Origin of the sequence: Aeromonas oralensis, from assembly GCF_049665575.1 — a bacterium.
Classification (GTDB): domain Bacteria; phylum Pseudomonadota; class Gammaproteobacteria; order Enterobacterales; family Aeromonadaceae; genus Aeromonas; species Aeromonas hydrophila.
On the sequence record NZ_CP187186.1, the window covers coordinates 1,267,255 to 1,290,996 of the forward strand.

The 23,742-nt window shown below is 60.4% G+C and carries 23 protein-coding genes and 1 tRNA gene; 4 read left to right on the top strand and 20 right to left on the bottom strand.

Annotated features, from left to right (window positions below):
- Positions 1–403: 403 nt before the first annotated feature.
- The 18 genes from ACPDZI_RS06195 to ACPDZI_RS06280 form a co-directional block, all read right to left on the bottom strand.
- Entirely contained in the window at positions 404–643 is a 240-nt protein-coding gene (locus tag ACPDZI_RS06195; RefSeq protein ID WP_374700832.1) for a phage integrase central domain-containing protein, read from the bottom strand.
- 236 nt (positions 644–879) lie between these two features.
- Entirely contained in the window at positions 880–1,209 is a 330-nt protein-coding gene (locus tag ACPDZI_RS06200) for a DMT family transporter (protein ID WP_010634671.1), read from the bottom strand.
- 16 nt (positions 1,210–1,225) lie between these two features.
- A complete protein-coding gene (locus tag ACPDZI_RS06205) occupies positions 1,226–1,639 on the bottom strand; it encodes a DMT family transporter (protein WP_076361195.1) in 414 nt (137 codons plus the stop codon).
- Between the two features lie 19 nt (positions 1,640–1,658).
- A complete protein-coding gene (locus ACPDZI_RS06210) occupies positions 1,659–2,351 on the bottom strand; it encodes a hypothetical protein (protein ID WP_438834203.1) in 693 nt (230 codons plus the stop codon).
- 11 nt (positions 2,352–2,362) lie between these two features.
- Complete coding sequence (locus ACPDZI_RS06215) at positions 2,363–2,983, bottom strand: phosphate propanoyltransferase (protein ID WP_045790354.1); 621 nt, start codon at positions 2,981–2,983, stop codon at positions 2,363–2,365.
- Complete coding sequence (locus tag ACPDZI_RS06220) at positions 2,980–3,423, bottom strand: BMC domain-containing protein (RefSeq protein WP_438834204.1); 444 nt, start codon at positions 3,421–3,423, stop codon at positions 2,980–2,982. The genes ACPDZI_RS06215 and ACPDZI_RS06220 overlap by 4 nt, the downstream gene beginning before the upstream one ends.
- A 12-nt stretch (positions 3,424–3,435) precedes the next feature.
- Positions 3,436–4,383, bottom strand: a complete 948-nt coding sequence (gene cutD, locus ACPDZI_RS06225) for a choline TMA-lyase-activating enzyme (protein WP_049048312.1) — start codon at positions 4,381–4,383, stop codon at positions 3,436–3,438.
- Positions 4,384–4,496: 113 nt separating this feature from the next.
- Positions 4,497–7,883, bottom strand: a complete 3,387-nt coding sequence (gene cutC / locus ACPDZI_RS06230; RefSeq protein ID WP_438834205.1) for a choline trimethylamine-lyase — start codon at positions 7,881–7,883, stop codon at positions 4,497–4,499.
- A 25-nt stretch (positions 7,884–7,908) separates the two neighbouring features.
- Positions 7,909–9,063 carry a 1-propanol dehydrogenase PduQ gene (locus tag ACPDZI_RS06235; RefSeq protein ID WP_438834206.1) on the bottom strand — a complete coding sequence of 385 codons (1,155 nt, stop codon included), beginning with the start codon at positions 9,061–9,063 and terminating at the stop codon, positions 7,909–7,911.
- Between the two features lie 15 nt (positions 9,064–9,078).
- Positions 9,079–9,336: a EutN/CcmL family microcompartment protein gene (locus tag ACPDZI_RS06240; protein WP_010634663.1), complete on the bottom strand. Its 258-nt coding sequence runs from the start codon at positions 9,334–9,336 to the stop codon at positions 9,079–9,081.
- A 26-nt stretch (positions 9,337–9,362) separates the two neighbouring features.
- Positions 9,363–10,949: an acetaldehyde dehydrogenase (acetylating) gene (locus ACPDZI_RS06245; protein WP_438834207.1), complete on the bottom strand. Its 1,587-nt coding sequence runs from the start codon at positions 10,947–10,949 to the stop codon at positions 9,363–9,365.
- A 53-nt stretch (positions 10,950–11,002) separates the two neighbouring features.
- A complete protein-coding gene (locus tag ACPDZI_RS06250; RefSeq protein ID WP_017408466.1) occupies positions 11,003–11,284 on the bottom strand; it encodes a BMC domain-containing protein in 282 nt (93 codons plus the stop codon).
- Positions 11,285–11,295: 11 nt separating this feature from the next.
- Positions 11,296–11,580, bottom strand: a complete 285-nt coding sequence (locus tag ACPDZI_RS06255; RefSeq protein WP_011705244.1) for a BMC domain-containing protein — start codon at positions 11,578–11,580, stop codon at positions 11,296–11,298.
- A gap of 16 nt (positions 11,581–11,596) precedes the next feature.
- Entirely contained in the window at positions 11,597–11,875 is a 279-nt protein-coding gene (locus ACPDZI_RS06260) for a BMC domain-containing protein (RefSeq protein WP_010634659.1), read from the bottom strand.
- Positions 11,876–12,597: 722 nt separating this feature from the next.
- The gene (locus ACPDZI_RS06265; RefSeq protein WP_438834208.1) at positions 12,598–13,113 is read right to left on the bottom strand and encodes a FidL-like protein; all 516 of its coding nucleotides are present in this window, start codon (positions 13,111–13,113) and stop codon (positions 12,598–12,600) included.
- Entirely contained in the window at positions 13,113–13,922 is an 810-nt protein-coding gene (locus ACPDZI_RS06270) for a winged helix-turn-helix domain-containing protein (RefSeq protein ID WP_438834209.1), read from the bottom strand. The genes ACPDZI_RS06265 and ACPDZI_RS06270 overlap by 1 nt, the downstream gene beginning before the upstream one ends.
- A gap of 21 nt (positions 13,923–13,943) precedes the next feature.
- A complete protein-coding gene (locus tag ACPDZI_RS06275) occupies positions 13,944–14,516 on the bottom strand; it encodes a TetR/AcrR family transcriptional regulator (protein WP_024946438.1) in 573 nt (190 codons plus the stop codon).
- Positions 14,517–14,929: 413 nt separating this feature from the next.
- Positions 14,930–15,844, bottom strand: coding sequence for a LysR family transcriptional regulator (locus ACPDZI_RS06280; RefSeq protein ID WP_268031396.1), 915 nt, complete (start codon positions 15,842–15,844; stop codon positions 14,930–14,932).
- 148 nt (positions 15,845–15,992) lie between these two features.
- Here ACPDZI_RS06280 and fdhD point away from each other — a divergent pair, with 148 nt between their 5' ends.
- On the top strand, positions 15,993–16,799 hold the full coding sequence (gene fdhD / locus ACPDZI_RS06285; RefSeq protein ID WP_323943784.1) for a formate dehydrogenase accessory sulfurtransferase FdhD: 807 nt from the start codon (positions 15,993–15,995) through the stop codon (positions 16,797–16,799).
- Complete coding sequence (locus ACPDZI_RS06290) at positions 16,786–19,074, top strand: FdhF/YdeP family oxidoreductase (protein ID WP_438834210.1); 2,289 nt, start codon at positions 16,786–16,788, stop codon at positions 19,072–19,074. Before fdhD ends, ACPDZI_RS06290 begins: the two co-directional genes overlap by 14 nt.
- Before the next feature lie 116 nt (positions 19,075–19,190).
- On the opposite strand, the gene ACPDZI_RS06295 is transcribed toward ACPDZI_RS06290, so the two are convergent.
- Both ACPDZI_RS06295 and ACPDZI_RS06300 read right to left on the bottom strand, forming a co-directional pair.
- Positions 19,191–19,266: transfer RNA gene (locus ACPDZI_RS06295), tRNA-Thr, on the bottom strand.
- An 85-nt stretch (positions 19,267–19,351) separates the two neighbouring features.
- Positions 19,352–20,092 carry a phosphatase gene (locus ACPDZI_RS06300; RefSeq protein ID WP_118881649.1) on the bottom strand — a complete coding sequence of 247 codons (741 nt, stop codon included), beginning with the start codon at positions 20,090–20,092 and terminating at the stop codon, positions 19,352–19,354.
- Between the two features lie 467 nt (positions 20,093–20,559).
- On the opposite strand from ACPDZI_RS06300, the gene ACPDZI_RS06305 reads away from it, so the two are divergent.
- Entirely contained in the window at positions 20,560–21,213 is a 654-nt protein-coding gene (locus ACPDZI_RS06305) for a TetR/AcrR family transcriptional regulator (protein WP_011705252.1), read from the top strand.
- 48 nt (positions 21,214–21,261) lie between these two features.
- The gene (locus ACPDZI_RS06310; protein WP_168966011.1) at positions 21,262–23,586 is read left to right on the top strand and encodes an acyl-CoA dehydrogenase; all 2,325 of its coding nucleotides are present in this window, start codon (positions 21,262–21,264) and stop codon (positions 23,584–23,586) included.
- The last annotated feature ends 156 nt before the right edge of the window (positions 23,587–23,742 follow it).

Consider the following 23,742-nt stretch of genomic DNA (forward strand, 5'->3'; position numbering starts at 1 on the left):
TTTGTTGGTAAATTGCCAACCACAAACTCAGCCCAATCATCCATCATGGGTCGACGCTGATCCAGCAAATCAGTTCGGTGGTATGCAGCTTCAACCTTGTTCTGCACCGTGTGAGCTAATGCTCATTCAGCGAGGTCGCGTGCATAGCCTTGCTCGCTTCTCCAGAGCGACAGGCTGTCAATATCACAAATGGAAGCAAGGCATGGCTAACATCAAATCTTGCCGAGTTGGCCAAATATTCCTTGTAGAACGCAGGAAGAAGACGCCTGTCCATGGCTGGCTGATGCTGGGTTCTAATTGCGTTGCCAGGTTGTTGCGGCAGGAGTTTGTCTACCACATCGACTGGATTGGCAGGGCAAAACCCATGAGCCCAAGCCAAGACGGCATGCAGCCGCTGTTTCACTCAGGGTGCGGTTTCCGGGATCGTTAACCAGATAGGCTGCAGTACACGTGCAATCTGGGCTGGAGTAATTGAATAAATAGGCTGTTGCCCGATAACTGGGAAAGCGTATTGCTCTAGGGTGGAGAGCCACTGCTTACCGTGTTTGGGATTGCGCCATCCAGGGAGTAACTGTTGGTGAACCTGGCGAGCCGCAATTTCGACAGTGGGTATCGCTGGCTTAGTGGCTTCTGCTTTCTTCATATCTAAGGGTCTAGCCCCTGGGATAATTGCTCACGCATCAGGCGAGCCTGGTTATCTGCATCTGCAACCGTGACTTCCTGTCTCTACGCTATCTTCAAGGCCCAAGCTGCCAGGCAGCTTGGGCCTTTCTCTTTGCAACGCTTGCCGGCTTGTTGCGAGGCAGGGCGTGTCAGGGCTGGCATGCCGGCGCGCGGATGGCAGGGGCAGAGCGCCACTGCCAGGGGCTTGTCACGGCGTTACATGCTGGAGAAGACATTCATGATCACCCCGCCCGAGATGATCAGCGCCATCGCCAGGATGGCGGGCAGATCCGGTTTTTGCTTGTAGAGGAGCATCGAGCAGATGGTGACCCCGACGATGCCGAAGCCGCACCAGAGCGAATAGGCCACCCCGACCGGAATGGTGCTCATGGCGCGGGTGAGGGCGAAGTAGCACAGGCTGTAGGCGCAGACGACCAGTATGGATGGCCCCAGTCTGCTGAAACCGTTGGTCTTCTTGATCATCGAGGTGCCGGTGATCTCAGAGCCGATAGAGAGCGCCAGCCATAAAAATCCGAAATTAAACATGGGTCATTCCTTTTTGTCAGTTGGCGATGTTGTTGTTCATGGGGGGAGAGAGAGGCTCGGCGGAGGCATCGGCGCCCTCTTCGCTGCCCATCTTGGAGAACAGGTTCATGATGACGATGCCGCTGGCGATGACGGCCATGCCGATCATGGCGGCGGTGTCCGGGTGCTGGCCGTAAAACGCCATCCCCAGCGTGGAGACCACCAGAATGCCGGTGCCGGACCAGGTGGCGTAGGCAAGCCCAACGGGGATGTCTTTTACCGCGCGGGAGAGGGAGTAGTAGCAGGTGCAATAGAGCAGCACGAGCAGACCGAGCAGTAGCATCTTGGTGGTTCCTTCACTGCTGCCAAACATCTTGAGAGTGGAGGTGGCCGAGGTTTCGGACACGATCACTAGCAGCATCCATAGCCAACATTTTGTTTTTGAAGACATAAGTTAAACTCCGGGTTTGTTATTTAAGGTAAGGTTGTTTTTCTTTTCTTCTGCTTTTCAAAAAATCGATGGCGGCATCGGTCAGCTGGGCCTCGGCCGTCTGTGCCAGCGTCGGATCTTTCTCAACATCGCTGACCGTGAGATAACGGCGCGCCGCGCCCGCCGGTACCGGGGCCGCGTCGTTCGCCGGTGCCAGCTTCTCCAGCAGCTCATTCATGGTGCACAGCACCACACCGATCTCGCCCAGACGGCTGAGCGCCGCCTGCATGTGCCCGGCGTATGGCGCGCCCGGTTGCGCCCCCAGCAGTTGGTTCAGCTCGCTGGCGGGATCGCAGTGATAGCGCAGCGCCAGTACCGGCAAGCCGCTCAGCAGGGCATCGTGCAGCAGCCGGGCGACGGGGCTTTGCAGTGAGCCGCTCAGCAGATCCATCGCCAGCGGGTAGTCGAGAAAGGGCAGCACCAGTGCGCGATAGGAGGCGGGCGGCAGGGCCTGTTGCCAGATGCTCGCCGGCACTGTCTCCCCCAGCGGTTGCCACAGCGCGACATCCTCGATGTCTGCTGCCAGCGCAAGCTGCAGGGGCTGCCCACAGCCGGCCAGACGGTTTCGAATGACCTGCCGATAGCCCTGGGCCGCGGTCACCATCACCAGCAGTGGCGGCTGCAGGCGCCTGAGTATCTGTTCGACCAGGCGTTCAATCTGTTGGTCGGTCATGGGGATCTCCGTTAGCCGAGCAGCCTGACCTGCGCGCCGTTTTTCAAGCCGGCGGCGTTGGCCTCTTCGGTATCGATGTGAAATTCCAGGGCGAAATCGTCGCGCACCCGCACCACCACCTCATCGAAGGTCAACTGGCGCTCGCCGTCGCTGCGTACGCTCACCTTCTGGCCGTGGGTCACGTTCAGCTGGCGGGCGTCTTGTGGCGAGAGGTGGATATGGCGCCAGGCGCAAATCACCTGGGAGCGCAACTCCACGTGGCCGGCGGGGCCGATGAGCAGGGCGCTGCCGGTATTTTCCAGCTGGCCTGACTCACGGACCGGCGCCTTTATGCCGAGGGTGAAGCAGTCGGCGCGGGAGATCTCCAGCTGTGAAACCGGCCGGGTCGGGCCGAGTACCCGCACCCGGGTTAGCGAGCCCTTGGGGCCGACCACGGTGACGCACTCTTCGGCGGCAAACTGGCCCGGCTGGCGCAGCGGTTTGAGCGGCGTCAGGGTGTAGCCCTTGCCAAACAGGGCCTCCACATCCTGTTGTGCCAGGTGAACGTGGCGATTCGAGATACCGACCGGGATCGCCGGGCTGACCAGGCTCAGACGGGCGGCGATCTTTTGATGCAGCTGGGGATCGATCATGCTTTCTTCCCTTTTCTTGCCGCGGCCTGTCGGTCTTCCGCCTGTTCGGCGGCAGGCTGGCTGGCCGGTGGGGTGGCCGGTTCGGTATCGGTACCGCTTGGCGGTGGCAGGGCCGGGGCTGCGGCCGTCAGCTCGGTCCTGGTGCTGGCCGGTACACGCGGCGGGTAGCCCTTGAGGTTGCCGAGCGCCGCTACCGCACTTGGCTCAGGACGGGCAATCACCAGAGAATGGACCTGCTGGTCAATGGTGGCGGCCACCGCGACGCCACGCTCGATGGCGGTGTGGATGGCGCTGATCTCCCCTTCGAAGCAGACACTCACCAGCCCGGAACCCACCTTGCGATAGCCGATGCAGCTGACGCCTGCCGCTTTGCAGGCAGCGTCCACCGCCTGAATGGCGGCGACCAATCCTCGTGTTTCAATTACGCCCAAACTTTTCATCGTCGACTCCTGTTAATGGCGGACCAAGCGAATATCGAAATCAAATTGTGCAAAGAAGGCCTCCAGCCGATCCAATTCGTCCGGCGTGTAAGAGGGGTCTTGCGCAATCGGGTAGGGCATGTCCAGCCGCTCATATTTCTTGCGGCCCAGCTGGTGGTACGGCAGCATGTCGATCCGCAAGATATTTCCCCGCTTTGCCAATTTCTGTACGTATTCGATGGCACCGGTAATGGCATCCCATGAATCGTTATATCCACGGATGAGCGGCATGCGCACAATCACCTTGGCGCCGTAATCAACCAGCCATTCCAGATTGCGGCGAATACCTTCATTGCCGATACCCAGCATCGCCTTATGCTGTTCGCTGTTGATTTGCTTGATGTCGAACAAAAAGGTATCGGTGACGGGAGCCAGCTGCTGGTAATTGGCCAGCGAGGTGGTGCCCTGGGTCTCGATGGCGGTATTGATCATCATCTTCTTGCATTCGCTAAACAGCGCGACGGCAAAGTCGGTCTGCAGGCTCATCTCGCCGCCGCCGATGGTGACGCCACCGCCGGAGGAGATGTAAAAGTCATAGTCCTGCATGATGATCTCCATCAGCTCGCTGACGGTGACATCCTTGCCCATGATGTCCAGCGCATGCTGGGTGCAGACCTCTTCGCATTTGCGGCAGCCGATGCAATCCTTATTGCGATCGACGAAGTGTTTCATGCTGCCGTTCTCTTCGGCCCGGTAATGGACTCCGGCCGGACAGACATTCACGCAGTCACCGCAGTTGATGCATTTGTCGTGGGAAAACATCACCTGAAATTGGCTGCTGAGCCCTTCAGGGTTGGCGCACCAGGGACAGCGAAGGTTGCAGCCCTTGAAAAAAACCAGCGTGCGAATGCCATCGCCGTCATATATCGAATATTTCTGGATATTGAATATGCGGCCGGTTAATTCATTATTTGCGATCACGCTTGCCTCCTCTCCGGATGTGGCAGGCCGCAGTCGCATTATTTGCGACCTGCCATTGCGGAGTACTTCCGGTTATTTTGGCGATTAAGAAAGACGGGTTATCAACACATCGATCAGAACTTCTCAATCACGGTGCGGCTGATGATCTCGTCCTGCACCTCTTTGCACAGCTCGACGAAATAGGCGCTGTAGCCGGCGACGCGCACGATGAGGTCGCGGTACTTCTCCGGCTCCTGCTGCGCCTTTTTCAGCACTTCGTTGTCGACATAGCTGAACTGCATCTGGCCATTGCCGAGGATGGAGGCGGTGCGCAGCAGGGTGATGAGGCCATGGCGGCCCTCCTGGGTATCCAGCAGCCCCTTGAGGAACTTGAAGTTATGCACCATGCCGATGTTCATGGTCTCCACGTTCATCTTGCTGACGGACTTGATGATGGCCGTCGGCCCCTGCTTGTCTGCCCCCTGGGTCGGGCTGATGCCGTCGGAGAGCGGCATCCAGGCCAGGCGTCCGTTCGGCGTGGCGTTGGTCAGCTCGCCGATGGGGGTGTTGTTGGAGATGGAGAGGGTGCCGTGGCTCAGGGTGGAGTAGAGCATCTTGTACTTGCGGCACTCTCGCTCGGTCCACTCGGTGATATCCAGCGCGTACTGGTCGACGTAGTTGTCGTCGTTGCCGTACTTGGGCGCATTGAGGCAGTCGCGGCGCAGCGCTTCAAACCCTTCGAAGTTGGCCAGCAGGGCATCGCGAATTTGTTCGAGAGTGTATCTTTGCTCCTCGAACACCAGCTTGCGGATTGCTGCCATGGAGTCGATATAGGTCGCCAGCCCCGAGAAGATGAGCCCCGGACCGTGGTTGACCACGGCGCCACCGGCGGCAACGTCCTTGCCCTTCTCCATGCAACCTTCCACCAGCAGTGACATCAGCGGTTTCGGCGCCACGTCGCGATGCACGCGCTGGCTGATCACGGTGCCGATGGCCGACAGGCGAACGATGTGGGCAATCTGCTGTTTCACCGCCGCATCGAACTGCTCGAAGGTGCGCAGATCGCGCAGATCGCCGGTATCCAGCCCCTGATGGCTGTCGAACAGCACCATGCGTCCCCGGTTGAGCACGAACTCGATGGCGATGGGCCACTGGGTGTAACCGGTGGAGGTCCACTGGTAGATTCGCCCCGATTTTTGCGGCTCGACGCAGCCCATCAGGCAGTAGTCGCGGGCGTCTTCAAAGTCGAAGCCCTTGCGCAGCATCATCTTGATGTGGGAGTCATCGAAGTGGCAGGCCGGGAAACCCATCCCCGCCTTCACGACGTCGACGATCTTCTCCATGTATTTCTGCGGTGACTGGTTGTGAATGCGGCAGGCCAGCGACGGCTGGTAGACCTTCACGAACCGCACGGCATCCATGATGAGGTAGGTCAGATCGTTGCAGGCATCGCCGCCGCTGCGCTTCTGGCCGCCCACGGTCAGGTTGATGAAGGGCTGATAGCCGGCGAAGTATTTCGCCCCCAGCTCGCTCGACATCCACATCAGCTCGGCACACTTGATGATGAAGGCCTGCATCAGCTCGAGCGCGCTTTCGTGGGTCAGACGACCCTCGCGGATATCCGCTTCGAACATGGGGTAGCAGTACTGGTCGACCCGACCGAGTGACAGGCCGGTCTGGTTCTCTTCGATCTCGAACAGCGACTCCACCGTCCAGATGCTCTGCAGCGCTTCTTGCAGGGTCTTGGGCGGGTTGGCCGGCACGTTCTCGTTCACCTCGGCGATGGTCAGCAGCTCGGTGCGGCGCTGGGCATCCTGCTCTTTGGCCGCCAGTTCGCGGGCATGGGCCGCGATGCGGCGGGCGTAGTTGACCACCCCTTCACAGGTTTCGACCGCTGCCTTGTAGTAGTAGATGCGATCGATGTCGTCCGGGTTCTCCATGCTCAGCTGATCGAGATGGGCCTGGGCGTCGGCCTTGATGCCGTTCATCCCCTTGGTGAACAGCAGCACGTCGTAGCCCGGGCAGGTGTCGCCGCCCCCGTTGATCTGGTGGTAGGAGAGGTCGCTGACGAAGGTCTCGCCACTGAAAGCCCAGACGCCGGCTTCCCGGTACTGCGCTTCGCAAATCTCGTCCAGCGAGCGACCTTCCCAGAACGGCACTATCTCTTCGCGGATGGTTTTCTTGTCCGCTTCGCTGATTTCAAAGGGATCTTGTGGGCGGGTGCTCATGGTATCGAGCTCGTCGCGTACCCAGCGCCAGGCAATGTCTGGCGAGAAGGCGCCGGCACGCGGCTTGCCGCATGGGTGGCCGACGATCAGCTCGTCGTCCTGGATAAGGATGGGGGCGGTTTCGCAGGCGTGGCGGAACGCTTTGGCCCGCAGCAAGATGGTCGGCATGCCTGGGTTGGCCTTGACGACCTCGGTAAAGGCCAGTGCCCGGTAGATGGAGACGCTGGGGCGCACGGTCAGATAGTGGTTGCGCAGGCGCTGCAGGCGCGGCGTCAGCCCCTCCATCACCGGCGTATCGGCACAGGCGGCAAACGGGACGGCGGAGACGTGCTGCACCGCGCGAAAGAGGCGAACCGGCAGCTTGAGGGCGCTCAGGTTTTGCTGGGCGCAGAGGAACATCTCGGAGAGCGGGTTGATGCTCGCCTGCTCCAGGCTGGCGCCGTGCAGCAGGGCATCAAACATGGGGTAGCCATCGATGGCGCAGGTGGCGCGCACTTCGCTCAGCTCTGCCAGCTTGAACCACAGGCACTCGACGATCTCGTACGCCTGCTGCTCGGTCAGCGCGCCGTTGGCGATGTCGCGCTGGAAGTAGGGCAGCAGCGCCTTGTCGGCCCCTTCCGGGTTGACCGCATAGCTGCCGTTGTCGAGTTGAAGCGCCAGCTGGAACAGGTAGAACGACTGGCAGGCCTCTTTGAAGTTGCGCGCCGGATGGGCCGGTACATGGTGCAAGATGGCGGCGCTGTCGCGCAGCTCGGCCTGGCGGAACGGGTTGGTTTCGGCGGCGGCCAGGGTTTCGGCGCTGTTGGCCAGGTTTTGCGCCAGCGCCATCAGGGCATCGCAGGCGTGGATGGCGGCGCGACAGCCGTTGACCTCGTCCATGCCGCTGCGGCTGACGGCGCTGCCCAGCGCGCGGGTTTTCTCTTCCAGCTGCTGCCTGATGGCCAGCACGCCCTTCTCCACCACCAGCTTGTAGTCGGGGGAGTCGATGGCGCTGTTCAGATTCAGGAACTGGAAGGTGGATGGGCGCTGCCCGGCACTGTCATCGTGGAAAATGGCGCCGTGCGGGGTGCGGGTCTGGTTGCCGACAATCAACTCGTCGGCACTGATGGTCAGCGGCAGCTGGCGCATCAGCTCGTAAAAGCGGCGTGCCGGTTTGACGGCGGCGGGAATGCCCGCGATGTCGCCATCCAGCCCGCTCAGAATCGTGGCGTGTTCAGTGCACAGGGTGCTGGTGTGCGCCAGTAAACGTTCAGCCAGCACGTTGACGCGCGGCGTTAAGCTGTAGTGTGCCATGAGGTAGGTTCTCCAGTTCTTGTTCTTAGTGGCCGGCGGCGAGAGTGCCGCACCATGCCTTGCGATAGAGTTCGGTCAATGCCCGGGCATCCGGTGCGCGCGGGTTGGTCGGGGTGCAGTTGTCGCGCAGCGCCTGGCTGACCATCTCCGCCAGCCGCTGGTCGAAATCGGCAGCGAGGAGGCCGGTATCGCCAATGCCGGCCGGCATCTTCATCTCCTCTTTGAGCGCCTGGATGGCCACCAGCAGGCTGTTGACCCCCTCGCGCGGCGTCTGGGCAGGCAGGTCCAGCAGGTGGGCCAGGCGGGCATACTTGTGGGCGGCTTGGGTATAGCACTGCCCGTCGTGGTCGGCGTTCCATGCCACCACCTGCGCCATCAGGAGCGCGTTGGCACGCCCGTGCGGGACGCGGAACACGCCGCCGAGGGCATGGGCCAGGCTGTGGGTGATGCCGAGCGAGGCGTTGGTGAAGGCCATGCCCGCCATGCAGGAGGCGTTGTGCATCTTCTCCCGCGCCAGCAGATCGTGACCGTCGCGCCAGCAGGCGGGCAGGTAGCGAAAGACCTGCTGCACCACCTTCTCCGCCAATGCGTCGGAAAAGTCGCTGGCCGCCCGGGAGACATAGGCCTCCAGCGCATGGCACAGCACATCCATCCCGGTGTCGGCGGTGATGGCGGGCGGTACCGATGCCACCAGCGACGGATCGAGAATGGCGATATCTGGCAGCAATGACGGGTCGACCAGCACCAGCTTCTCGCTGCGGGCCTTGACCACCGAGAAGCTGGTCACTTCCGAACCGGTGCCGCTGGTGGTCGGGATGGCCACGAAACAGGGGCGCTCGCGCCCCAGGTTCGGGCGGGTTTGCGCCAGGGCGAACATGACCGCTTTGGCTGCATCAATCACCGAACCGCCGCCGAGCGCGATCACCAGATCCGGATAGCAGCTGTCCATGAGCTTCATGCCGCGCACGACCGTGGTGATGTCCGGATCGGCCACTACATCGTCCCAGCACTGGAACGGGATGCCGCGCTGGCGCAGGATCTGCGTCACCCGCTCGGCCAGGCCAACTTTCACCATCATCTGGTCGGTGACCAGCAGTGCCTGGCGGGCGGGCACTTCGGCCAGGGCGGACAGGGCGTCCTGACCGAAGCGGATCCGGGGTTTCAGCAAAAATTCACTCATTGGGTCATTCACTCCTCAAGCGTCCCGAAACACCTTCTCGACAATGGCGACCACCGACATGGCCTTGTAGCGGTCTCTGTTGAGCGCGAGGTACTCCTCGGCCAGTACGACGTCGTGCATGCCTGCGCCGACGCTGTCGACGGCGACCCAGGAGCGGTCCTTCATCGGTTGCTGCTGATCGTCCAGCTGGGTGATCAGCAGCAGGTTGCTGCCACGCAGCTCATCGCACTTCTGGGTGGCGACCACATGTCCGGTTACCTTTGCGAGAATCATGGTTCTTATCGCCTTATCTCAATGGGTTACTTGCCAAGGCGCTCAAGCACCTGACGGATGACCCGCTCCACGTTCTGCTCGCTGATCTCGCCGCCGACCTCGGCGCTGGCGCCGGCAAAGCGGTCGTCGGCGCTGTGGCAGGCCGGCGCCGGGGCACTGAAGCGGGCATCGTCGAGGATGCTGCAGGGCTGGGGCGCGGCCGGGGCGGCGCTGGCGGGCTGCACTGCAACCGGCTGGATGGGGGCGCGCAGCTCTTCGATGGTGCGCACGCCATAACCCACTTTGCGGATATTGAGCAGGTTCATCGGGCCGACGTTGTCGGAGCTGGAGCCGCCGCCGACGGCGCCGCAGCCGAGGGTCAGTGCCGGCGTGAGGTTGGTGGTGGCCCCGATGCCGCCGAGGGCGGCCGGGGTGTTGATCAGGATCCGGTTGACCGGTTTTTCCAGGCTGAACTGGCGGATCACATCCTGATTGCGGGTATGGATCACCAGGGTGTGGCCCAGCCCTTCGTTGGTCAGCAGCTCGACCACCCGATGACAGGCGGCGCGCCACTCCTCTTCCACGTAGAGGCCGAGCACCGGGCAGAGCTTTTCACGGGAGTAGGGGTTGCTGTGGGAGACGGTGGTCTGTTCGGCCACCAGCACGCGGGTGCTGGGGGGGACGCTGAAACCGGCCAGCTGGCTGAGATGGAGCGCCGTCTTGCCCACCACTTTCGGGTTGATGGTGCCGTTCGGGCGTAGCAGCAGGGCAGCCATCTTGGCGGCTTCGTCTTCGTTCATGAAGTAGGCGCCCTGGGCCGCCAGCTCGCGATGAACCTCGTCGTAGATGCAGCGTTCGACGATGATCGACTGTTCGGAGGCGCAGATCACGCCGTTGTCGAAGGTCTTGCTGGTGATGATGTCCTTCACCGCCTGGTGAATGTCGGCGCTGCGCTCGATAAAGGCCGGGCCGTTGCCCGGGCCGCCACTGATGGTCGGGGTGCCGGAGGCATAGGCCGCGCGCACCATGCCTTCGCCACCGGTTGCCAGGATCAGCGACACGTCCTTGCTGTGCATCAGCTCGGAGGTGGCCTCCAGGGTCAGCTGGGTGACGCCATCCACGATGCCCGCCGGGGCACCGGCGGCTTCGGCGGCGCGCTTGACGATCTCGATGGCTTTCCAGCTGCACTGGCGTGCGCCCGGGTGCGGCGAGAAGATGATGGCATTGCCGGCCTTGAGGGCGATCAGGGTTTTGTAAAAGATGGTGGAGGTCGGGTTGGTGGAGGGCACCAGCGCGCAGATCACGCCCAGCGGCACGCCCACGTCCATCACTTTTTTCACCTGATCGTCATGAATGATCCCGACGGTCTTCATCTCTTTGATGGCATCGTAAACGTGCAGCGAAGCGAACCGGTTTTTCAGCACCTTGTCTTGCCAGTTGCCAAAACCGGTCTCTTCTGCGGCCATTTTCGCCAGCGTTTCGGCATGGCGCGCGGCTTCTTCGGCCACGTTCTTCACGATGGCGTCGATTTTCTGCTGCGAAAAGGTGGCCATAATCACCTGCGCCTGTTTGGCGTTGCGCACCAGTTCTCTCGCGTTTTGGCGGGAGAGCAAATCGGTATCGAGTTCAATCATGAATCTATCCTTCATCAGACTAAAAAAGTGCGGGCGGGGCGTGCCCTCTCAGGTCATGCCTTGTGCTGCGCCGCGATTTTTTCGATGTCGTTGTGTGGGCGTGCGATGACGCGAGAGGTGACCACTTCGCCAATGCGTTTCGCCGCTTCCACACCGGAATCCACCGCCGCATTAACCGCGCCGACGTCGCCTTTCACCATGGCGGTGACCAGGCCAGAGCCGACGTTCTCATAGCCGATCAGCTCGACGTTGGCGGCCTTGCACATGGCATCTGCCGCTTCGATGCAGGCCACCAGGCCTTTGGTCTCAATCAGACCAAGCGCTTCTTTCATCATGTTCTCTCCCGTTATTCGGCAATTTTGTAGTGGGCGACAATCTTGCTGATGTCGTTGTGCGGACGGGCGATGACCAGCGAGGTCACCACTTCACCGATGCGCTGTGCGGATTCCACGCCGGAGTCCACCGCGGCTTTCACGGCCCCTACGTCGCCTTTCACCATGGCGGTGACCAGGCCAGAGCCGACGTTCTCATAGCCGATCAGCTCGACGTTGGCGGCTTTGCACATGGCATCCGCCGCTTCAATGCAGGCCACCAGGCCTTTGGTTTCAATCAAACCCAATGCATCACCCATTTGCGATCTCCCGGCCTCAAGCCTTGTGTTTAATGACGATTTTGTTGATGTCGTTGTGCGGACGGGCGATGACCAGCGAGGTCACCACTTCACCGATGCGCTGTGCCGACTCCACGCCGGAATCCACCGCCGCTTTCACCGCGCCGACATCCCCCTTCACCATGACGGTGACCAGGCCGGAGCCGATGTTTTCATAGCTGATCAGCTCCACGTTGGCGGATTTGCACATGGCATCCGCGGCTTCAATGCAAGCCACCAGACCTTTGGTTTCGATAAGCCCCAATGCATCACCCATGGTGATCTCCTCAGAACAGATATGTGTGGTGTGGTTAAGGAACTCCGTCCGTGTCACGGCGTTGAGCCACGGTTGCGGCGTTCAATCGCCACTATAGGTATTGGCAGTATTTGTGGAATTTGAATCTGTAAAATTGAGATATTTAGTTTGTTATTCTGAATTTACTGTTTTTATAAGCCGTATTTATCTATTCATGCTGCGGCCACGAGGCTATTTTATGCCTTGCATAAGGCCGAATTCAGGCCCGGGAAAAGATCGTCGGTCGATGTTAATGAGTTGTTGGGTAATGGGGGTCGAGAGGTAATTTGGCCGGCAGCTAACTGTGGCGGAGCTCATGTTTTGCTGGCGACGCTAAATGTAAAAAGTGAGCCGGGTGTGACGGGAAGGAGAGATAAAGGTAGTGACGGCGGGCCAGACGGGGGAGGTTGCATTGAGAGCGGGCGCGAGTCATGTGGATGCCGGCGTGAGGGGGGATGGGACGGGCTGGAAAAGTAGCGGGAACCGGTCCTGCCTGGTGATGCGCAAGGGGCGTCTTGTCGGCACGGATGTGTAGTCGGGGGAAGGGATGGCCGGCAGTCACCACGGCACTGCCTTCAGGGCAAACAGGCGGACAGGTCACATTGGGGTGGCGTCATAGGGGCTTGCGCGGGTCAGCTTGTGGGGCAGGGCGATATGTGCGCGTCGTCGACGCTTGGGTCGGGACTGCCGCCGTATTGCCGGAACTAGTTCAGTTTGCTGCCGGATTTGAGGGTGCAGATCCAGAGCGGCGAGTTGATGGAGCTCAGCAGTATGGCCTGCTGATTGAGCCGCTGGGCACTCAGAAACAGCCCATCGTGACTGTCGGACATCTCGCGCATGAAGTAGTCGAAGATCACGTCCGGCGACTGATCGATGGAGGAGGCGCTCGCTTCCCATTTGTTGATGCGGTACTGACGCTCGGTGGTGGAGACCCGGTTGCTGCTGTAGGTAAACGTGACGTAGCGCTGGAGGTAGAGCCAGCCTGCGGCCGAATCGGTATAGCCTTCAACCACCATGGAGCCTTTCCCCTGGCGGCCGAAATTGAAGTGGATGTTGCCGTTGACGTTCTCTTTGTTCATGTCCTCAAAGCGCATGATGCCTTTGGTGGCGCAGCTCATGATGCCATCATTTTCGGTCGGCAGCTGATAACAGGCATAGAGTGCCGCGGCGAGAAACAGGGTGCAGGAGAAGAGAAAGAAGGGACGCGGCGCAAGTATCATCACGGCTTCCAGGAGTAGTAGAAATAGTTGTCGCAGTAGCTGAACGGGTTGTCTTCGTGCATGGCGCAGTGGGCCAGAAATACCCGGCCCAGGCCGTTGGTTTCCAGTCTGTCCCCGTAGAAAAACAAAAAACGCTCGCCCGGTTTGCAGCTGACGTTCAAACGCTGGCGCACCTGTTCGAAATGCTCACCGTAGGTCGTGGCGCTGACCGAGCGCAGCATCTCGTCGCTGGCCAGCAATTCGCACTGGCTGTTGGGGATCCCGCTCAGGGTGACGGGGCGCGGCTCACGGCCATTCAAGAGACCAAATGCCAGCAGCATGAGGGCAAACGCGAGCATGCAGCCCCCTGCGATGTACCAGCAGATGCCGCGTGAATGGGAGGTGAGGGGAAGTGGCCATTCGGCAGGCTCGAATGCCGGCTCGGCGGCGGCCAGCGTGGAGGGCGAAGGCACTATTTCAATGGCCGGTGCAGGCGCATGCTCAATAGGCTCGATGATGACCTCGGGATTGAGCTGCAAATAACCGCGTGACACCGTGACGATGATATTGTCGATATCGTAGTGGCGAAAAGCCTTGCGCAATATGCTCAGGTATTGGTTGAGGTTGCTGTTCGATGAGGTTAATCCGTTATCGTCCCAGACTTTTTTAAGCACTTCCTCGCGGCTGACTATCCCGGTATTTCGCAAGAAAAAATAAAACAGCGCATTGGCGGTGATGGATAATTGGCTGTCCGGCTCAACGCTTTCCCGCTGAGTCAGGGAACCATCGGTCGCGTCATAAATGAAGCGGGCATTGATGTGGTAGCGCATCTCGGCCTCAATCCATCCGCTTCACGTGGGGAGCGTCATATTATGCAGGGTCTTGACCAGCGCCTGACGGTGCTCGGTGCTCATGGTGCGCCCTTCGGTCAATTCCGATAGCCAGATGCCGTCTGCGGCATAACGCACCAGGGTGCCGGTATGGCCATTATCCAGCTCATCCCCTTGCGCCAGATGCGCCAGCATCCAGTCACGCCAGCATTGTCGCAGTACCGGCTCATCCGGCATGGCCAGCGAGAGCACCATCAGCTGGCGGCTCTCCTGGGTGTCCGTCAATTCTGGGGCAGAAAGATAGTGCAGGTAAGCACGGGTAAAGCGGCCGTAGGCGGTCTTGTCTGCCGCCATCAGTGCTGAGATGGCCTCTTCCATGATGGCCAGCAGACGCGCAAACAGGGCAAAGATCAGTGCCTGCTTGTTGGGGAAGTGGTGCAGCAAGCCCCCCTTGCTTACCCCGGCCTCAAAGGCAACGGCGTTCAACGACAGGGCGGCGATACCATCCCGGCCGGCGATGGTGGCGGCCGACTCCAGCAGTTGTCGATAAAGACGTACAGGGTCTTTTTTTCTATGTTGGGTTTCAATGTTCATGGCCCAATCATACCGACCAGACGGTATGATCATTCTTGATCGCCATCAATATGAGGAAATGGGGGGCGGGAGGAAAAGTCGTTATTGTGTGGTGCTTCACAAATAACCTTGAAATAAAGATGAAAGAGTCGCTTTAAATATTTTGGCTGGATTTGTTTGAGAACTTTACTTGTCAATTAATCACGACTTGTTTATCTCCTGCTTAAAGTCGTTATTAATAATAAATAACTATTTTAAGGAGTCGGAATAGGGGTTAAGTTGTCATTTATTTACCTCATTGCAGCAATCATTTTTCTGAGGGTTTATCTCTTCTCTTTAACCACGGCGCGGTTTTTTTAGTGGGAAGGTATATATTTCTGCCACCTTTGGTCGTGGCAGAAATATAAAAAAGCAGAGTGTTTGTTGGCGTCACCTTATTTTTCAAGGGGGGCGTCTGCCTCTTGCACCAGTTCGAGGAAGGCGCGCATGGCGGGGGTGATGCTGTGCTGGCGGGTGATGAAGGCGGTGTGGCCGATGTCGCGTTGCGGTGCCAGCGGCAGGCAGACCAGATCCGAGAGCTTGCTGGCGGAGCGGGCGAGGCCGGCACTGACGATGGCCCAGCCCAGCCGGTGGCGCACGGCGCTCACCAGGTGAAACAGGGAGTCGGTTTCCAGCACCACGTCAAGCCGGACGCCGGCCCGCTCGGCGGCGCGGTCCAGGTACTTGCGAAACTGCATGGTGCGGCTGGGCAGTACCAGCGGCTGCTGCTGCAGTGCGGTCAGGGTCAGCTCGTCGCCGGGGAGGCGCTGATCCGCCTCGTCGAGGTTCATCAGCACCGCCATCTGGTTGTTGCCCTGGGGATAGAGGTGAAAAGTCTGTTTGGCGGCGCCGGTGAGCGGCTCGTCAAACCCCAGCCCGATATCGCACTGGTGCAGCTCCAGCTGTGACAGCAGGGCTTCGTTGCTGAGCACCGAGAGACGAATGACGATATCGGGGTAGCGCTGCTTGCAGCGGGCGATGAGCGGCATGATGTCGACATTGGACTGGGGCACTATGCCGATGCGCAGGGTGCCGGAGAGCTCGCCATGAAATAGCGCCAGCTCCTGCTTGAGCGCCTCCTGTTCCAGCAGCATTCGTTCGGCATACTGGCGCACCAGCTCGCCCGCTTCGGTGAGGGCGACGAACTGGCTGGTACGCACCACCAGATCGGTGCCGAGGTTCTTCTCCAGTGCCGTGATGCTGGCTGAGAGGGTCGGCTGGGTGATGTGGCAGGCCTTGGCCGCTCTGGCAAAATGCTGGTGTTTGGCCAGTTCGTGGAAATAGTGCAGCTGCTTGATGTTCATGATCATTGGGGAGGTGAGGATGAACCTAAAAATTAATCAATTGAAAAAACGCCGTCAATAGAACAACTCTATTGCCATATAGATTTATTTCATTGGTTTTGCGTCTGCCGCCTCTCTAAACTTGAATGCAGTTTGCATTTTTAGGCCAACCTGCATGCCTGCCTACACGCCTGTCGACATCCCCGTCAATTTGCCTGCCTCGCCTTCACTGGATCATCTGGTGGAGGAGGTGGCCGTCGCCATCAACATCAATGGCATCAACCATGCGGTGATGATGGCGACCCCGGACGATCTCGACGACTTTGCCGTCGGCTTTCTGTTTGGCGAGGGGATCATCCGGCACAACCACGAGGTCCACGACATCCAGGTTGCGCCAGCCGAACAGGGTATTGTGCTGGATGTGACCATCGCCAACCGTTCCCTGGCTGCTCTGGCCCAGCACAAACGCCGGCTGACCGGGGCGACCGGTTGCGGCATCTGCGGCGTGGCGGCGGTGGAGCAGGCGCTGCCCGCACTGCCGGTGTTGCCGCTGACGCCGCCGCTGGATGGGGCCTTGCTGGCGGGGCTGCGCCCGCAGATCGCCCAGTGGCAGCTCAAGGGTCAGCAGCATGGCGCCCTGCATGCGGCGCTGGCGCTGGATGCCGAGGGCCGGATCCTGCATTGCCGGGAAGATATCGGGCGCCACAATGCCCTCGACAAGCTGATCGGCCTGCTGCTGCGTCAGCACAGTGCGTGCGACACCCTGGTGGTGACCAGCCGTTGCGGTAGCGAGCTGGTGCAAAAAGCCGTCCGCTTTGGTGCCCGTCATCTCATCTGCCTGGCATCGCCCAGCCAGCTGGCGGTCAGGCTGGCCCTCAAATACAACCTCAACGTCGTTCATATTCCCAAGTTTGATGCCCCGGTCAGCTATTCGAGCTATCGCCCGGCGGATCCCATCGGAGAGTGCCATGAGTCATATTGAAAAGCCCGCCAAAGCCGGCGGTTTTTCGTCCCTGCAATCCACCATGAAACAGGTGCTGCGCAGCCAGAAGACCCGTCAGAACATCAAGAACCTGCTGCGGGTCAACCAGACCGACGGTTTCGACTGCCCGGGCTGTGCCTGGGGTGACAACGACCACGGCACCTTCCAGTTCTGTGAGAACGGCGCCAAGGCGGTGGCCTGGGAGTCTACTGGCAAGACGGTAGGGGCCGAGTTTTTCGCCGCCCACTCGGTGCGTCAGCTGGCCACCCAGAGTGACTACTGGCTCGAGTATCAGGGGCGGCTGACCGAGCCGATGCGCTACAACCCGGCGACCGATCACTATGAGCCAACAAGCTGGGACGACGCCTTCACCCTGATCGCCGACACCCTCAAGGGGCTGAATAACCCGGACGAGGTGGAGTTCTACACCTCGGGGCGTGCCAGCAACGAAGCTTCCTACCTCTATCAGCTGTTTGGCCGCCTGTTTGGTACCAACAACTTCCCCGACTGCTCCAACATGTGCCACGAGGCGAGCGGGGTAGCGCTGATCCAGTCGGTCGGTATCGGCAAGGGGACTGTGGTGCTGGATGATTTCGATCAGGCGGATGCGGTGTTCGTCTATGGCCAGAATCCGGGTACCAACCACCCGCGCATGATGAATGCCCTGCGCCAGGCGGCACGTGGCGGCTGCAAGATCGTCAGCTTCAACAACTTGAAAGAGGTGGCGCTGGAGCGCTTCGCCAGCCCGCAGAGCCCGCTTGAACTGCTGACCCCGGCTGCCACCACCATCAGCCACCAGTACCTGACGCCGAAACTGGGTGGCGACATGGCCGCCATCCGCGGCATGGCCAAGTACATACTGGAAGAGGCGCCTGAGGCGGTGGATCGCGATTTCATCGCCCGCCACACCCACCACTTTGCCGACTACGAGGCTCAGGTGCGTGCCACCGATTGGGCGGCGATTGAGCAGCAATCCGGCCTGACCCGCGCCGACATCGTGCAGGCGGCCCGGGTCTTTGCCGCCAGCCAGCGCATCATCAGCTGCTGGGCCATGGGGGTGACCCAGCATCTGCACTCGGTCGATACCATCCGTGAAATCGTCAACCTGCACCTGATGCGCGGCCAGATTGGCAAGCCGGGAGCGGGACTCTGTCCGGTACGGGGCCACAGCAACGTGCAGGGCAACCGCACCATGGGGATCAACGAAAAGCCCACCGCCGCCTTTATCGACCGGCTCGAGCGTCACCTGCAGCTGAGCCTGCCGCGGGCCCGTGGCCACAATGTCTACGAGGCGCTCAAGGCGTTGCACGAGGGCAAGAGCAAGGTGCTCATCTGCCTGGGTGGCAACCTGGCGGCAGCGGCGCCCGATACCGACTTCACCTACGGGGCGATGAAAAAGGCCGAGCTCAACGTGCAGATCAGCACCAAGCTCAACCGCAGCCATCTGCAGGTGGGCAAGGCGGCGCTGATCCTGCCCTGCCTTGGTCGTACCGAGCTCGATATCCAGCGCAGCGGTAACCAGAAGATCACGGTGGAGGACACCTTCAGCATGGTGCACGCCTCGACCGGCGCAGCCGAGCCGGTGTCGCCGCTCTGCCTCTCCGAGACCGACATAGTGGCGCGGATGGCTCATGCCACCGTGGGCAGCGAGCGGGTCGACTGGCTGGCTCTGCGCGATGACTATGCTCGTATTCGCGATCTTATCGAGCAGACCATCGCCGGCTTTGCCGATTTCAATGCCCGTATCCAGCAGCCGTGCGGTTTTCATCTCGATAACTCCGCGGCGCTGCTGACCTGGAATACTGCCAGCGGCAGCGCCGAGTTTCGTGCCAGCACCCTGCCGCACTCTGTGCTGCCGGAGTGTACCCGCCATGCCGAGCAGATGGTGGATCAGCCGGTATTGCTGCTGCAGAGCCTGCGCTCTCACGATCAGTACAATACTACTATCTACGGCATGGATGACCGTTATCGCGGCATCAAGGGCCAGCGCAACGTGGTGTTCATGAACGAGGCGGATGCTCGCCAGCTTGGCTTTGCCGAAGGGGATCGGGTCGACATGGCGGCCATCTGCAACGATGGACGCGAGCGTAGCGTGACCGGTTTTGTGGTGGTGATCTACGAGATCCCGCGTGGCAACATCGCGGCCTACTATCCGGAGACCAACCCGCTGGTGCCCATCGACAGTATCGGCGCCGGTTCGTTTACCCCCACCTCCAAGTCCATTCCGGTGCTGGTGACAGCCTCCCGCCAGCAGGAGAATCTGTTGCTGCTATGAACTGGGAGGTTTGCAGGCGTGAGCCGGTTCAAGCCTGCCAGCCCAATGCAGTAGAGCCCAGACATCCTATAAACAACAACGCCGCATATCTTATGCGGCGTTGTTGTTTGCGTGATTGGTGCCGGTAAGAGGAGTTGAACCCCCGACCTTCGCATTACGAATGCGCTGCTCTACCAACTGAGCTATACCGGCGTGCCACTAGATTCCCGAAAACAGCGGGGCAAGTCAATGAGCTGTGCTCAGTTTTATGAGTGGGCTCATGGAGTTACGGTCAATGTCAGAGGTCGGCGAACTCCGGAATATGGGCCCGGCCGCGGCTTTCGAGAAAATCGAGCAGCGCACGGGGGGAGCGCGCCAGGATCCGCTCTGCCGGGAAGCCGGCTTCGGTGACCAGTCGGTGGCAGTGCTCGAAATCCCCGAGGCTGAATGCCACGTGGGAGTCGGAGCCGAAGGTGAGGTAGGCACCCATATCCCGCGCTGCCTCGACGATGGCGCGGCAGTTGTTTTCACTGCCCGGGCGGGAGTGGCTGAAGGAGGAGTTGTTGAGCTCCAGCGCCACCCGATACTCTGCCGCTGCCTTGACCACGGCCTGGATATCGATGGGGAAGGCGGGATTGCCGGGGTGGCTTATCATGTCGACCCGGCCGCTCCTGATGGCGTTGATCATGGCCTGGGTGTGGGTGGCCTGGTCGCAGGGGGGAAACACCGGCTCGTGAAAGCCCGCCATGATCATGTCGAGCCGCGACTCGTAGCGCTCAGGGAAGTCTATTTCACCGTCGATGTTCTTGATGTTGGCTTCGATACCGCGCAGGATGCCGACCCCGTCGACTACCCGTGGCAACACGTGCAGATTGACGAAGTGCCAGAAGTGGGGGGCATCGGCCATGTCGGGGCCATGATCCGTGGTAGCGAACAGCTTGATCCCCTTTGCCTTGGCGATGGGCAGGTAGTCGTGAATGGTGCTGTAGGCGTGGGTGCTGGCGACGGTGTGGGTGTGGGTATCGACCGTGTACTTCATCTTATCTTCCCCTCTGGCGTGAGGCGCCAGCATAGCAAAGGCGGCGGGTCGAGACCATGTCGTGGCTTGTCATACTTTGTCACAAATTGGGGTCTGGCTGACAAAGTTTGAACACGCTTGGCGGTCATGATGGCGTCATCGATGAAAGCCTGAACTCGCATCGATGGGTTGGATCAGGATGGTGCAACCTAATTTCCCCGCCGTCGCGCCCTGCGACGGTTTTTTTGCCTGTTTGCCAGCACGCTGCGAGGTTACCGGGCAAAAAAATGCCCAACTAGCATGAAGCAGGTTGGGCGAGACTTAATGTTTAATTGCAGTGGCATAGATATAGAGTCCGATTCGTCCGTGAAGTTCCCGCCTTGTTCCCCATTTTCAACAAAAACATTTCACTAACACCTGTTCACATTCTCTTGACACAAAAGGTTGTGAAACGTACTTTTTAAACATTCGTTTAAGTGAGGTGTCCTGTGAGTAAAATCGATACCAAAAACCGCATTCTCGATGCCGCTGAGGTGTTGTTTGCCGAACGGGGGTTCGCCGATACCTCTTTGCGTCTGATCACCAGCGAGGCCGATGTCAACCTGGCGTCGGTGAACTACCACTTCGGCTCCAAGAAGGAGCTGATCCAGGCGGTGCTCGATCGCTATCTGAGCCTGTTCATGCCCGAGCTGGATGCACGCCTCCATACCCTGATGGCGCAGGAGCAGCTCACCCTGCTGCAGGTGTTCGAGAGCTTCGTCGACCCGCTGATGAAGCTGGTGGCGGTGCGCACCAACGGCCCGGCCATCTTCATGCAGCTGCTGGGACGCGGCTACATCGACAGCCAGGGTCACCTGCGCCGCTTCATCACCGCCCACTACGGCCCCATTTTGCAGCGGATCACCCAGGCCATCTCCAAGGCCAACCCGGCCTTGTCGCCGGCGGATCTGTTCTGGCGGCTGCACTTCACCCTGGGCACCGTCGTGTTCACCATGGCCTCGGCCGATGCGCTGCGCGACATCGCCCAGGCAGATTTCGGCCAGCAGCTCGATGTGGAGGGGCTGGTACGCAACGTCATTCCTTATCTGGCGTCCGGAGTCGGGGCACCAGTGGAGTCGACCAGGCTCTCCCTGGCCGTGTAACAACCAACAATAAATCAACGGAAACAGTGAAATAGAAGGAACTTCGGTATGATCACATTGCTTATCCTGCTGGTGCTGGCGATAGCCGTCGTGCTCGGCGTGCCCTCCATCCGTAAAAAGGTGGTCACCCGCCCGGTGTTCGGCATCTTCAAAAAGATACTGCCGCCCTTGTCTGCCACCGAGCGGGAGGCCATGGAAGCCGGCTCCGTCTGGTGGGATGGGGAGCTGTTTCGCGGCAACCCCGACTGGAAAAAACTGCACGGCTACGGCAAGGCGACGCTGACCGCAGAGGAGCAGGCCTTTATCGACAACCAGGTCGAAACCCTGCTCGCCATGGTTGACGACTTCAAGATCGTCAACGAAACCAAAGACCTGCCGGAGCCGGTGTGGGACTATCTGAAGAAGGAAGGCTTCTTCTCCCTGATCATCCCGAAATCCTACGGCGGCCGCGAATTTTCGGCGATTGCCAACTCCACCATCGTTACTCGTATTGCCACCAAGAGCCTGAGCGTGGCGGTCACCGTCATGGTGCCGAACTCCCTTGGCCCGGGCGAGCTGCTGATGCACTACGGCACCCAGGCCCAGAAGGACTTCTGGCTGCCGGGGCTGGCCAACGGCAAGGAAGTACCCTGCTTCGCCCTGACCGGGCCGGAAGCGGGCTCCGATGCGGGCGCCATTCCTGACAAGGGGATCGTCTGCAAGGGGATGCACAAGGGTGAAGAGGTGCTGGGTATTCGCCTCAACTGGAACAAGCGTTACATCACCCTGGCGCCCCGTGCCACCGTGCTGGGCTTGGCGTTCAAACTCTATGACCCGGAAAAACTGCTGGGTGACAAGGAAGAGCTGGGCATCACCTGCGCCCTCATCCCCACCAGCCACCCGGGCGTGCGTGTTGGCGATCGCCACTACCCCATGGGTCTGGCGTTCCTGAACGGCCCGACTTTCGGCAAGGATGTGTTCATTCCGCTCGACTGGATCATCGGTGGCCCGGATTACGCCGGTCGCGGCTGGCGCATGCTGGTGGAGTGCCTCTCCGCCGGTCGCGGCATCTCGCTGCCTGCTCTGGGCACCGCTTGCGGTCACATGGCGAGCCGCACCGTGGGCGCCTATTCCTATGTGCGCAAGCAGTTCGGCATGTCCATCGGCAAGTTTGAAGGGGTGCAGGAAGCGCTGGCCCGTATCGGCGGCCTCACCTATCAGCTGGAAGGGGCCCGTCGCATGACCGCAGGTTCCCTGGACTTGGGTCAGGCTCCGGCCATCGTCACCGCGATCTCCAAGTACCACATGACCGAGATGGCGCGCCAGATCATGGATGATTCCATGGATATCCACGCCGGCCGCGCCATCCAGCTGGGCCCGAAAAACTACACCGGCTACGCCTACATGGGTATTCCGGTGGCCATCACGGTGGAAGGGGCCAACATCCTGACCCGCAACCTGATGATCTTCGGGCAAGGCGCCACCCGCTGTCACCCGTACGTGTTTGCCGAGCTGGAAGCGGCGGCCGATACCGACGTGGAGCGCGGTCTCGAGAAGTTTGACGCCCTGCTGATGAAGCACATCGCCTTCGGCGCCGGCAATTTCTTCGGTTCCCTGTTCCAGGGGCTGACCCTTGGCCAGTTCAACAGCGCGCCGGTGGCCGGTGAAACCGCCCGTTACTACAAGCAGTTGTCTCGCATGAGTAAAGGGCTGGCCCTGTGCGCCGACGTCTCCATGCTGATGCTGGGTGGCGATCTCAAGCGCAAGGAGATGATCTCCGCCCGTCTGGGTGACGTGCTGAGCCACCTCTACCTGGCCTCCGCCACCCTCAAGCACTACGAGGATCAGGGCCGCATGGTCTCCGATCTGCCGTTCGTGCAGTACGCGGTGGAGCGCAACCTCTACCTGATTGGCAAGGCGTTCGAGGGCTTCTTCCAGAACTTCCCGAACAAGGTGGTGGGAGCAGTGCTCAAGCGGGTGGTGTTCCCGTTCGGCGTCGGTTACAAGATGCCGGCCGACGATCGTTGCCACGCCATCTGTCTGGCCATGATGAAGCCGGGCGAGTTTCGCGACCGTCTGACGGCGCTGTGCTACGTAGGCAAGGACGAGGCGGATCCGGTCGGCCTGATGGAGCGTGCCTTCCAGGCCATGGTCTCGGTGCAGCCCTACGAGAAGAAACTGGTGCAGGCCCAGAAAGAGGGCAAACTGCCCCGCAAACTGGCGCTGCCGGAGCTGGTGGCCGCTGCTCTGTCTCAGTCCATCCTGAGCAAGGACGAGGCGGACAAGCTGCTGGCCGCCGATGCCCTGCGCTACGAGGCGATCCAGGTGGACAACTTTGCCCCGGGCGAGCTGGAGGGGTTATCCCAGCAAAATCCGGTGGTGCACGCCGCCTGAGAGAGCGCTCCCTCCTGAACCTGAAACCGGCCGTCATGGCCGGTTTTTTTGTTTGTTAACCCTGCATTTACAACCTCGATTAATTCCAGTTTAATGCAATGGCCCCCCACCCTTGGGGCAGGAAGCAAGGCCAGCGGAATGGCCGACAACAACAAA